The organism is Longimicrobiaceae bacterium (assembly GCA_035936415.1).
GTDB lineage: Bacteria > Gemmatimonadota > Gemmatimonadetes > Longimicrobiales > Longimicrobiaceae > JAFAYN01.
In genome coordinates, this window is sequence record DASYWD010000252.1 from 1 (window position 1) to 12,320 (window position 12,320).

The window sequence follows — 12,320 nt, forward strand, 5'->3', positions numbered from 1 at the left end:
GCGGTGATTACTCCAGGCCTGCCCCTTTTTCGCGTTGCCAGGCAGGTGCGGCGCGAGAGCGCGCCATTGTGCTTCGGTTAAGTCGGTGCGTGCCATGCAGCTAAGCTAATACCGACCCGGTTCCGTCAGACAGACCCTAGCTCGTCCTTGTACTGAGAGTACGTGTAGCTCGCGGGGGTAATCCCTGTCTGCTCCCGCGACAGGCCGCCGCTCATGGAGTAATCATCGAACAGCACATCCATGCACCGGACGCAGATGTCGACATCGCTGTCGAGGCGGACGTTGGTGTTGTTGCGGTAGGACCCCTGGGTGAAGACCTCAATCGTTCTGGATTTCAGGGTCGGGCTGGAGCGGACTGCCTCCCGGATCATGCGCTCGGCGTTTTCGCATTTCGTCTGCTCCGTTTCACTCGGCGGCTTCGACCAACTCCGAAGAAGCGCCTCCCAGTCTCGAGCCATTCTGCTCCCCCAGATTGGAAAGGATGCGGCGTATTTGGGACGAAATATGGGAGCGGAGCTCCCCGCATGAAAGGTTCCAATAATGCTCGGCACCATTGGCGAATTGGTTCGCTCCTCGCAGCGGGAGGAATCCCCCGACGTGTGTCCTCGGTCCTGAGGGATACCCGCATGTCACTGAAGCACACCTCAATCCCGCCCATCCCGGAGGAGATGTCGAAGGGACAATCTCCCAGGCGATTCGGATCGGCGGCCTCCGGCGAGCTCGCTAAAGGTCAGCAGAAGACTCATCTGCAGAACGTGACCGTCGCAGCGGCTGTGAACGTGCCCGCCTCGGCGCATGGTGGGAGGGGCAACGGCACGCGCCGACCCGCGCCTCACGCTTTGCCCGGCTCGCCGTGTGAATTCGCCAACGATACCCCAACCCTTATTCAGGCTTGGGCAAGCTGTCCGGCGCCCCAGAGATTCCGAGCCCAAGAAGCCTCTCGATCAGGCTCTCGCTGAGCCGGAGATCCTCCGCAAGCCGCCCGAGCGAGTAGCCGGCTTGCCCGAGCAACACGACAGCCCGCGCTAGGAGCGTCGGCCGCTCCATCTCCGGCTCGTCCGGCTCTTCCGTCCGCCACCCCCGCTGGTTCAGGATCGCGTACGCCCGGCGATAGGTCGCCTCGGTGTAGAGGCCGAGTTCGAAGGCGCGGCGGATTAGCGCTGCGAGCGACACCCCCCAGCGCTTCTTCATCTGGCGCAGGCGCGCCCAGTCCAGGCGCCGCGGACACTCCGAGAGGAAGGGAGCCCGGGGGAGCAGGAAGGCGCTCGCGAAGGCGTGGGCCTCCCGCTCGGCCTCCGCGTCCCCTGCGGCCCGTCCGCGGTGCATCAGGAGGTGTCCTAGCTCGTGCGCGGCGTCAAAGCGGCGGCGGCTCCCGGAATCCTTTTCGGGCGTGAGGAAGACCACCGGCAGGTCCTCCACCCAGACGGAAAACGCATCCAGCTTCGCCGAGTGGCCAGGTACCTCAACCGGAATCACCCCCCGGGCCTCCAGGAGGCCCACCACGTCGCTGATCGGCCCCTGGCCGAGGTTCCACGCGTCGCGCACCGCAAGCGCGAGCTCCTCCACGTCCGCAGGGCCCGTGACCTGCCGGCAGAGCGAGGAGAGCTGCTCGGCCGGGAAGCTGACGAGGTCCCGGAGGTACTCGACGATCCTGCGGACCACACGCCCGTGGGCGATCAGGCGCCGGCGCTCCCGGACGGTGGCGCTGCGCAGGCTCCGGAAGTGGCAGGTGTCGATCGGGAGTTCCGGCAGGGGCTCCGCAGCGAAGAACTCCGCCGGGACCCCCAGGGCGAGGGCAAGGCGGATGAGCGTCTCCGGCTTCGGCCTCGCCTTCCCCTTCTCGAACTGGGTGACGGCGCTCGGGGAGACCTGGATACGCTCCGCCAGCTCCTTGATCTCCAGCCCCGCCATCTCGCGGGCGACTGTCAGGCGGTCGGGCGTGAACTCCCGCGCCGCCTCCGAGATGTGCTCCAGCTCCCGGAGGCGGCTCTCATAACCGGCATGATCAGGCATTTAGCGGTCCGGCGTAGCCTGGGTCTGCTCGGCAGGGATCTTGAGCGTGAGCGCCGCCGGCTCGATGCGGACCGGGCGCGGAAGGTCCGGCCTGGGCGGGGTGGGCTCGGCCGAATCGCTCCCGCTCCACCGCCACAGCTCGCGGGTCCAACTCCAGCCGCTGATCCGTCCGTCCTCCTTGCTCCCGGGCGCGGCCAGGTAGAGCGCCTCCAGGCCGTGCTCGGGGTTCCCGAAGTGCGCGAGCACGAGGGCGCGGGGGACCGCCTCGCTGAAGTCCAGCTCCAGGCAGAGCTGGTTGAGGTCGGCGAGCGCGGGTGCGCCGGCGTCGTTGTTCGGGAAGGACTGCTCGATGTCCTGGTCGCCCGAGCTGCCGCACGGATACGAGCCGAGCGTGAACGGGCCGAGGCCGAGGCGGAGGGAGGGATGGGCGCTGCGCAGCTCGAAGCCCAATTCGGGGCGCTGGGGCAGCTTCAGCAGGCGCTTCGAGATGTACTTGTAGTTGGTGAAACCGAAGAGCTGGGCATCCGCCCCATCCTCAGGCGAGTAGTGCAGGGCCGCTCTATCGTATGCGTTCCGATGCGCTTCCACGAGCACACCCACGCGCTCGGAGGTGAAGAACCGCTCTACGTCCCGCTGAAGCCGATCCAGATCCATGGAGCCTCCAGGGCGACTAAGCGAGCACCCATCGGGGTGCGCAGATTCCGCATGAAAAATAAGTGTCCTTCTCTGCCGCGCAAGCATCTTAGTGCGAGCCCTTCATACCGTGTAGCGTCGCCTTACCACCTGTGTCATGGTCGCGCCGCACGGTTCAGGAGCTCATCTACTTCGGAAAGCCCCTGGCGCAGGAGCTTGTCCTGAATCGCGAGCACACGGAGGAGGAGCTCACAGTCATCCATTTCCTCTGCTTCGCGCAGGACCGCCGATAGCGCTGTCACCAGATCGCCGGCGTTGTAGAGAGACATCCGCCCTTCCCGCTCGAACACGTTTGCTAGCGCTTCGACCACGCCCAGCGCAGACAGCGGGTTCTTCGCAGACTCAAGGGCAACCCAATCCACTACCCCACTCAGCCTGACGGACTTATCCCCTCCAGGAGTGGGAGCCTCGCGCTCCCCTCTCGCCGAAATGAGGGCTAAGGCGATCTCCGCGGTGAATTGCGCCCCCGGACCCTTGTCACTGAATGCGTGGGCGACCTGGTCGGCTGCCGCGGCCGGCACATCTTCCCGCTGGAGCATCTGGAGGAGGCCGCGGCGGCACTCCGCCCGGGAGGCCGCGCTCTCTACATTCGCGCAGAGTACTTGCGCCGTCCCCTTCCATGCGCCTTCGGGAGTTCCAGCCAGATGTTCAAAGATCTGCTCGGCCGTGATGTGGCCAGTGAGCCAGGAGAGCGCCGAGATACGCCCGTAGGTCTCGGCCGCGGATTCGAGCGCTTCCAGGCACAGGCGGTTCAGGAGAGGCGCAACGCGATCAAAGTGCTGATAGTACTGATAATAGAGCACCGGCTCCAGGTATCGCCAGAGCGTCGGCGGCGTGGCCCGGGGCATCTCCGGATCCGAGCGGAGAACCGACTCCACGATGGGCCAGCCGACCTCCGGGCGAGCCCACACCGTAAAGGGGAGACTCCGGAGCACACCCGTCCGAGTGGATGGCTCAGGATCCCCAGCGAAGGTATGAATCGTACGAATCAGGAGGTCCGGAATCGGCCGCTCGTGCTCGATCAGGTGATTGCAGAAGTTCACCGCTGCGATCGCGGCGACACCGCGGGGCTGGTTGATCGCCTCGTGCAGTAGCCGGTCGCTCCGATCATCCGCGGACTGCGACTCAACGTGTTCGCTGGTGCTGTCCGGCACAGCCAGGCGCTGGCTCAAGTCGTACAACAACGCGGTCAGCCGCGAGGCGCCGACCTCGTCGAGCAGGACGTGAGCGCACGCCTCCGCTACATCGCTCGCGGTACTCCGGAACGACCATAGGACGGGATACTGGTCGAGCAGGTCCAGCAGGCGGGTCGCGAGAGCTCCGCCGTCGGGAAGGGGCTCCCGCGGCGTCCAGTCACCGGCGGGCTTCAGACTCCCGAATCGGTAGCGAAGATGGTTTGCTACGCCGTCGACCACAGCGTCGATGTATCCGTCGTCTACCCCGGCATCGCTGAGTTCATCGATCAGGTCCAGCATCCGGACGGGCTCGACCTCGGCTGCGCCGCGGAGGACTCTCTGTAGCGAATGACGACCTCTTCCATACTCGAACTCGCCCATCCTCGCCGTGCCAACCCCGGCATCCAAGAATCTCGCCACCCGGACCAGCCCCTCGGGCGAGAGCTGGAGCAGCCCGTCGACGGTGAGCAGCGTCTCCTCAGGTAGGTCCGAGATATGGAGGCGCGGCGACGGCCGCCCGGGGCCGAATCGCGGCTCCCACTCGTCCAGGAATTCCTGCGTTTCTGCAAGACGAAACGGACGAGGCACCCACAGGAGGAACTCGTACATCTTCTGGGCAAGGCCGTCGCGCCACTCGACCTCCGGGGCGAGATGATACAAGCCCAGCACCAGCCGTTGATGTTGCTCCTGGGCGTCATCCGGAAGGTAGGGGTACGCGGCGAGGGTTAATTCCCCGAGTTCGTGGTCGAGGTCACCAGCCCGCAGGAGCTCCGGGTCGCAGAGTTGCGCGGCCACTCCGTCGGCATTTGCCATCGGATTAGCGCGGTATGCCTGGAGCAGGAGGTACCGGAGCCCCAGATCGGGCCGCATCCGCAGGAGTGGCTCATGCTCGCGCCACCACGCGTCGTCGCGGGCGGCGCGAGTCGTCAATGCCTGCTCGACAACGTCGAGCAGGAAGTTCTCGCTTTCGTACCGCAAAAGGACGCCGCGGCTGTGGCGGCGTCGGTAAGATGTGCTGCCCAGATTCCCGGAGCGGATCCGCGTTCCATCTGCGTCGTCGCTCCAATCATCACCGGCTTGGTCGCGACTCTCGTGCGGGGGTACGACGGTCTCCATGAAGCGATCAAGAAGCCAGTCCGACTCCGTCAGCCGAGTCTCCAGGAGCCCGTCCCGAATCTCGTGCCGATTGAACCGCAAGGCTCCCAGGGTGACGCGATCTCCGGAATCGTAATCCACGTGCGGGGGCTCTGGCGCCCCGGCGGGAGTCAAGAACCTCCACAGTAGGTCATCTCCACCGTCGGTGGAGCGCACGAACGACGATATTGCGCGGCCGAGCGCGTACCGGTGATCTTCGCTCCGCTCGTCCAGCATTGCCTCAAGCAGTTCGCGGATCCCTTCCGTTTGCCACACGTCCGCCGCATCCAGGCTGTTGAGGATGATCCACGTAAGTTGCGAGCGACGCTCCCGCGAGTTCGCAAGGACATCGCCCAGCGCGTCACGCCAGATCTGCACGACCGCCGCCGGGTGGGCCTGGACCCATGTACGAAGGTGGGAGGCGAGCGGGAGGAGCCACTGCTCGCGGAGGTCGGCCTCGCCGCGCACGAGCGGGAGCACGTGTGAGGTGAGGATCTGCAGCCATGCATCACCCCGCATCGCTCCGAGCAACCGACCGAAGAGATCCGGATGCGTTCTGAGGAGCCACCGAAGAAGGGGCCAGTCGTCATCCTCTGGGACGATCTCCGCGAGCGACTCCGCCACGAGGCGCCGAAGGTGGTATGCCAACGACTCGGCGTGGAGGGTAGCGCGGACCTGCTGTCGGAATCGTGATGGGTCCTGTGCGCGCAGATAGAAGAAGAACACCCGCACGGTCGGCCGGATGAACGGCACGGGGAGCTTGCTGCGGATGAACTCGAGCAGCGTCTCGCTGCGGGACAGCGCACCGTAGACTGCGAGACAGTCGAGGAGCGACTGGTGACTGAACGAGAGGGTGCCGGGACGGGGCTCCGAGAGGACCTCCTGGCTGATCAAGCGTCGGACGAGCTGGTCCGTCTCGGGTCCAGCTTGCTCGTTCAGCCAGCCGTCCAGCGTAGCCCTGGCGACGGTGAGCGTCCGCCGCTCGACCAAGCGCTCGGCCATGCAAGCCAGCGCGGCCATGGCGGGCGCTCCGAGCAGGGGATCGGCCGCGACGATCTCCTGGAGGTACCGCTCGTACAGGTGGTACGCCGAGGTGACATTGCTCAGTCCCGAAGCCGAGCTGCGGGCAACCCTCTCGAAGATGCGGAGGTGCTGCGGGACTTGGAGCAGCTGTCTGAACTCCTCCGTCAGCTCACCCGCGGCGACGTTCCAGCGCGCGAGCAGCGGTGCGACCTGGGAGTCAAAGTCGAGCGGCTCAATTATCACGGTTTCGCCCCAGGTACGTCCGCGAAGATGCGGATCGTAGTGGAGGTCGAAGTCCCGGCAGGCCGCCACGACCGTCAATCCGTCGATAGTCCGGAGCCGGTCGATCAACCCCAGGAAGAGGCGGAGCGAGCCGTGGCTCCGATGCAACGACAGGACGTCCAGAGAGTCGATGATGACGACGACCCGGCGATGAACGGCAAGGCGTGCGCACCTCCCCACGACGTCGCTGGGCATCCCCCGTCTCTGGAGATCCTCCTCGGACGACGCCTCCGCGAAAAGGTCGGCCTTGATGAAGAGCAGCACCGCACCCGGGTCGCTCTCGACCTGATCCGCGAGATCAAGGAGCACGCAGGTCTTCCCTCCCCCGGGCCTGTCCGTCAGGAGGACGCTGCGGCGACCCTCGTCAATCGCGCGGAGCACCGCGCCGACCGCAGACCGCGTAAAGTGTTCACCATCCACCGTGCGGATCCACTCCCGGCCGATCGCAGAAGCCGTGCGGAAAGCGGTGATGGTCTCCGCATCGCTGTACGGGGGCGTCAAGTACAGCCCGTGAGCCTCCAGGGCGGAAACGACATCGTCCTTGCAGAGGAGGAAGGGAGCGCCGCGAAGCTTCGCCTGATGACTGCTGAGCAGACGCTCCAGGACGTCGCGCGCGGTCGCCGGATTGGGAACGACACGAGCGAGATCGGAGAGATTCAGCCGGTCCCATTCCTCGAACGTATGCGCCGGGCCGAAGAAGATTCTGGCGCCCAGCTGCAGCGCCGCCGACTCGTCTCGGCTGACAATCTTCGCAAACCGTGTGAGAATTCCTTTCACGCTACCAGCCGCTCCGGCAATGAACGCGGCCTTATCGGGAAAGCTCCGTACAGTCTCCGCTAGCCGGTGTAAATCACCGAACGGAGTCTGAGAGTAGAAGTGTACCTCGGCCTGCGGATGGCTTTCGAGCTGGTCGCGAGCCTTGAGGAGTTCCTCCTGGAGCGAGCGGTCCCGGAGAGACCAGGTGGAGTGCTCAGGCTGGTTCTTCTTCGCCTGGATGTGGATCCGGCGCCCACCCGTGAAAATGATCACCACATCGTCAATGCGAACCGATAACTCCTCCCCCGGTATTCCCGTCGATTCGGCCTGAACGGCTTCGATGGCCGAGTCGCTCAGCAGTCGAATGGTCCAGTGCAGGGCTATTCGCAGCTGGTACTCGTCACCCTGCGAGGAGCGGGTTCCGGCGATGCTCATGCGGTGCGCACCTGAACGCTGAATCGTGGTCCTTCACGGCGTAGCAAACGCCTCATCTACGGTATCTCTTCCGGTTGGACGATCGGTAGCCACGAACCCCCGTGCGGCAGGTGGCCTGTCGAATCACCACGGACCCCGAATATACACCGTACCCGAGCGCCAGCGACATGCTGCCCACGGATAGGGAAGGTAGACCGGACCTACGGCTGGGACTTACCCGGGTAGGGATCGCCCGAGTCCGCTGCCAGAGCGGCTACTCGTTGCGAGTATGAGGAGGCTGGCTGCGCCAAACCATCCACCGGTGAGCGCATCTTAGCGGAGCGCAAGCAAGAAGATCTCCCGGATGGAGGAGTGGCCTGAAGGGGCGTCGCCCTCTTCGCGTCGCCGACAAGCCGGAGGAACGGATGTACGATCCCTCCAGGGACCACGGGGTACAAGGTCCTGCACCGTCCTTATCGCCCACTGCGTAGAAGCCGATGCCCGAGATCGGAGCCCAGGCAGCCCTGGCGGGATACCGCAAACAGGCCCTCGTCAACCTTGACCGCATCCTGGCGCCGGATGCGGAGGGCCGCACGTTCAACCCCGACGGGATCGAGGACCTGGACGTGACCGGCCCCGACGGCGAGCTGCTGGAGCTCGTCCAAGTGAAGGCGTACGCGGAGGACCTGGTCCTCTCCCACTTTTCTCCCGGGAAGCCGCGGTCGTTCCTCCGCCGCGCGGCGGCCCAACTCTCCACGCGCCCGGACCTGCCCATCACCGTGGCCACCTTCGGCCCGGTAGGCCCGGAGCTGCAGCGCGCCTGGGGCGGCGACCCGCACAACCGCAGAGAGGTTACCCATAAGCTCCGGGAGAAGGGATTTACGGACGAGGAGGTTGAGCGCCTCCTCGCCGCCGTGCGCTTCGAGCGGGTGGATGAGGAGGCGCTCCGGGAGCGCGTCCTTGCCCGACTCCGCGAAGGCCTCATGGGCGGGGACCCGGAAAGCGCCTTCGATCTGCTGACGATCTGGCTGTACCACGCCTCCGAGCAGGGGCGGCGAATCACGCGCGCGGACGTGATTGCCCGGATCGCCGCCGTGGGCCGCTACCTTGCCGACCGCGCCGCCCACCACCGGGAGTGGTTCACGTCCATCGTCCCACTCGAGGACCGGGAGATCACCGAGGACCGGCGGGTGGAGCTGCGCGACGAGTACACCCTGGGTGTCGCCGCCCGCTACGAGCACATCGTGGCCGGACACGACGTGGAGCGCCCCACTCGCCTGGAGGAGATCCACCGGGCCTTCGAGGGGGGAGCCCGCGTGGTGGTCGTGCACGGTCCGTCCGGGCAGGGCAAGAGCACCCTCGGCTACCGGTTCCTGCACGACGCCGTCCCGCAGGCGTGGCGGTTCGCCGTCCGGGCGGTGGAGGATCGTCAGCACGCACTGAGCGTCGCGGCGGCGCTGGCCGGGCACCTGCGCGCATTCGACGCCCCCATGTACATCTACATCGACGTGTCGCCGCGGGACACCGAATGGCCCGAGCTGGTGCGGGCGTTGCTGGAGCAGCCGAACGCCCGGGTGCTGGTGACGATCCGTGAGGAGGACCTCGCCCGGCTGGATGTGTCGCTGACGGACCTCGGCTATCCCCGCTCGATTCCGCTGGAGTTCGGGCAGGAGGAGGCGCGTCAAATCTACAAGCAGCTGGTGGCACGCCGACCTGCGGAGGCGTACCTCTCGTTCGAGGAGGCCTGGGAGCGGTTCGGCGGCGCCGGCCCGTTAATGGAGTTCGTCTATCTGGTCACCCAGAGCGAGTCGCTGGAGGCCCGCCTCGCCGCCCAGGTGCGGCGGCTCCGGGACGAGGTCCAGCAGGGCGTCCGGGCCGCTGCCGACCTCGACTTCCTGCTCACGGTGAGCGTCGCCGGCGCGTACGAGGCCCGCGTTGACGTGGCCTCCCTCGCCCGGGAGCTGGCGCTCCCCGTCCCCGAGCGGACGCTGGAGCTGCTGGAGCGCGAGTACTTGGTGCGGCGGTCCGCGGATGGCCGTTTCGCCGAGGCGCTCCACCCGATCCGCTCCGGCGTCCTCGTCGCGCAGCTCACCGATCCGTTGTTCTCCCCCTGGGGAGAGACGGCGGTGGCCTGCCTCCGCCACGTGCCGGAGACGGACTTGGAGTCGTTCCTCCTGTATGCGTTCGCCCGGCACCCGGCGGATGCGGACGCCCTTGCGGCCGCCGCCGCGGAGCGCAGTCTCCGGACGTGGGCCGGGGTGGCGGGCGTCTTCCGTGCCCTGCTCTGGCGGGGGATCCGCGATTACGCCGAACGCAACCGCGCGCTCATCGCCGAGGTGCGCCAGCGTGTTGGTGCCGGCTGGTGGGCAATGCTGAACGGGGACATCACCGGCGTCAATCCCGAGGGGGAGGAACAGCTCCGCACCCTGGATGGGATCCAGCCGGGCATCTTGGCCGCGGCGCAGGAGTACCGCGCCCGGCAGACGGATCCCGCCGAGGCGTTCGCCCCGGCGGCCGCATGGCTCGCTGGACTCGCCCAGGAGCCGGGTGCACCCGTGACGGTCGCGGACTGGATCGGGCTGGCGGAGGTGCACTTCTGGGCCACCCGCCTCGGGGTGCAGGGTGGGGTCACGGCATGGTCGTGCGAGGCCGACCTCACCCCGGCGATGGAGACACTGCCGCTTCCCGCGCTGGGGGAAGTCGTCCTGAGCCTCTCCCACGCGCCAGCGGAGCAGTTCGAGCCACAGGCCGGACGCTTCCAAGAACGCATCCTCCAGCGCTACCGCGAGGTGACGCGGACCATGTGGGTGGAGGAGACGGACGATACCCGCCGCGCCCACTTCATCGTCACGCCGGAGGCACTGGGTGGAAGCCCAGAGCGGCTGACGGGCCCGCGCTCTTCCGACAATGTTCTTTTCGACCGCACCAGGAGCCGGGTGGAGCTGCTCCGTCAGCTAGCTCCCGGCCGGGAGCGGTACGGAGCCCAGGGGTACGGGCACCGGCTGGGGCTGGTCGAGATGCCGTACGACCCCACCGAGATGTCGGGGGTCTCGGTCTTCTACTTGCAGCCCTCGTGGCTTCCCGTCACCAACGCAACGTTCGGGAATCTCGCCAACCTGCCGGAGCGCCCCGCCACGTGGCGGGAGTACGCCGAGACGCTCGTGCAGCTCCGCGAGGATGCGGTGGCCAGCCTGGATCAGCTCCGGCGGGGTCTGTTCGCACACTTCCGCAGCGACCAGCCCGGCCCCCTCTTCGGTCGGTACGTCGATCAGGCGAGTTGGACGCGCACCCTCAACCGATCCGAGCGCCCTCCCCAATTACCCCGTTGTGCCGTCGACGAGTGGGGGTTCGTGTCCGAGGGAATGGAGCGCCCGGTCGCAGGCGGGGGGGGTGACACCCGCTCCGGACCTGAGCGTGCTCGTGCGGCCTTCCTGCTGGACCGCTACGGGTCCCTCCTGAAATCTCTGAAGGATTTCACCCGGCCCTTGGGCAACTTCCTCCGGCAGGCCCAGCCGATTCTGTTGCTGAACGCCAAGCTCCCGCGGTCCCCTTTGTCGAAGCGTCGGCGGATGCTGCAGGCCGTCGCCGAAGCCCAGGGAGTGAGGTCGGACGACGGGTTCCTCCCGACCTACAACTTGGCCGAAGCCTGGCGTCACCTCGCCGCTTTTCAGATTGAGTTCCGGGCCCGTTTCGGCGCCCTGGTCGGAGCCACCCGGCTCGCGCGCTTGGAGGCGAAGGAGACCGCGGTCTTCGAGAAGGCGTGGTGCCTCTGGTACCAGCTGTACGCCCATCCCGAGCGGCAGTCGGGAGACCCGGAGCGGTCCGCCGTCCAGGAGTTCGGCGCCGTGCTGGACGGGCTCCGGCAGGAACTCATGCGCGGGCTGCAGGCGCTCCCGGCGGAGCACGGCCTCGTGGAGATCGCGTCCGAGGCCGTTCCCTGGGAGGGGCGGCCGGCGCTGTGGCTGCGAATGGAGTTGACCGAGCCGCTTCAGCAGTACCGGGCGCTTGATGCGGTCGTCGGGGTGCTGCAGGACGTGCTCGGAGCGGTGCAGCTGAGAAGCCCGGAGCAGTTCGCCCTGGACACCTTCTGGCCGGCAGTCGTGGTGGTCCCCTCCGTGAATGGCCACAACCTGGAGGGGATGGTCTGGCGCTTCCACCCGTTCAGCTTCTACGGCGGCGGGGAGGTCGGCGAGCGGCACTGGTCGCTGCTCCCGGCCGTGATGCCCGACGACGCGGCCGTGGCGGTGGGCGTTCCCGTCCTGCGCCCCTCCCACCTGCAGTCCTTCCGCGCCCTGCAGGCGGCACACGCGGAGCTGTGGACGTTGGTGGCCCACCTCGCTGACCTGCGCCGCCTCCCCGACGGGATTGACGACGCCGGTGTCGAGGCGGTCCGCACCTACGGAGCCGGCATCGCGGAGCGGATCGGGGAGGCGAAACGCCGCTTCATGGACACCTGGCTCATGGCTTACAGGGAGGTGCTGGAGGACGAGGAATTCCTAGAGCGCCCCGCGCTCGCCGAGGTCCACGACCTGCTCCTTGATCTGCGCCCGTGCTTCACCCCCGACCCCGACAGGGATGATGTCGCCGGTTTCCAGATGAGGGACTTGGCCGGCTGGGCGGAGCGGTTGCTGCAGGCGAACTCCACTCTGGAGGCGATCCGGCTCCTGCGCACCGCCGACCTGCTCGGCCAGCCGGCGGCGGCCGCATGAGCACCGAGGCGCGCATGGCGCGACGCCGAGCGCTCGCCGCGGGTGCGGACCCGGTCACCCGGGCTGCTCGACCTGCTGAGCCGCTTCGACGACGATCCAGCGGTGAGCTCGGCAGTACCGT

The 12,320-nt window shown here is 67.2% G+C and carries 5 protein-coding genes; 1 reads left to right on the plus strand and 4 read right to left on the minus strand.

Annotated features, from left to right (window positions below; genetic code table 11):
* Nucleotides 1-125 precede the first annotated feature (125 nt).
* The 4 genes from VGR37_10000 to VGR37_10015 all read right to left on the minus strand — a co-directional run bounded on the left by VGR37_10000 (nucleotide 126) and on the right by VGR37_10015 (nucleotide 7,511).
* The gene (locus VGR37_10000; GenBank protein ID HEV2147722.1) at nucleotides 126-458 is read right to left on the minus strand and encodes a nucleotidyltransferase domain-containing protein; all 333 of its coding nucleotides are present in this window, start codon (nucleotides 456-458) and stop codon (nucleotides 126-128) included.
* Between the two features lie 424 nt (nucleotides 459-882).
* Entirely contained in the window at nucleotides 883-2,013 is a 1,131-nt protein-coding gene (locus VGR37_10005) for an XRE family transcriptional regulator (GenBank protein HEV2147723.1), read from the minus strand.
* Nucleotides 2,014-2,667, minus strand: a complete 654-nt coding sequence (locus VGR37_10010) for a hypothetical protein (protein HEV2147724.1) — start codon at nucleotides 2,665-2,667, stop codon at nucleotides 2,014-2,016.
* Nucleotides 2,668-2,801: 134 nt separating this feature from the next.
* Nucleotides 2,802-7,511 (minus strand): ATP-binding protein, encoded by a 4,710-nt coding sequence (locus VGR37_10015; GenBank protein HEV2147725.1) that lies wholly within the window; start codon nucleotides 7,509-7,511, stop codon nucleotides 2,802-2,804.
* Nucleotides 7,512-7,987: 476 nt separating this feature from the next.
* Here VGR37_10015 and VGR37_10020 point away from each other — a divergent pair, with 476 nt between their 5' ends.
* Nucleotides 7,988-12,199 (plus strand): hypothetical protein, encoded by a 4,212-nt coding sequence (locus VGR37_10020; protein HEV2147726.1) that lies wholly within the window; start codon nucleotides 7,988-7,990, stop codon nucleotides 12,197-12,199.
* The last annotated feature ends 121 nt before the right edge of the window (nucleotides 12,200-12,320 follow it).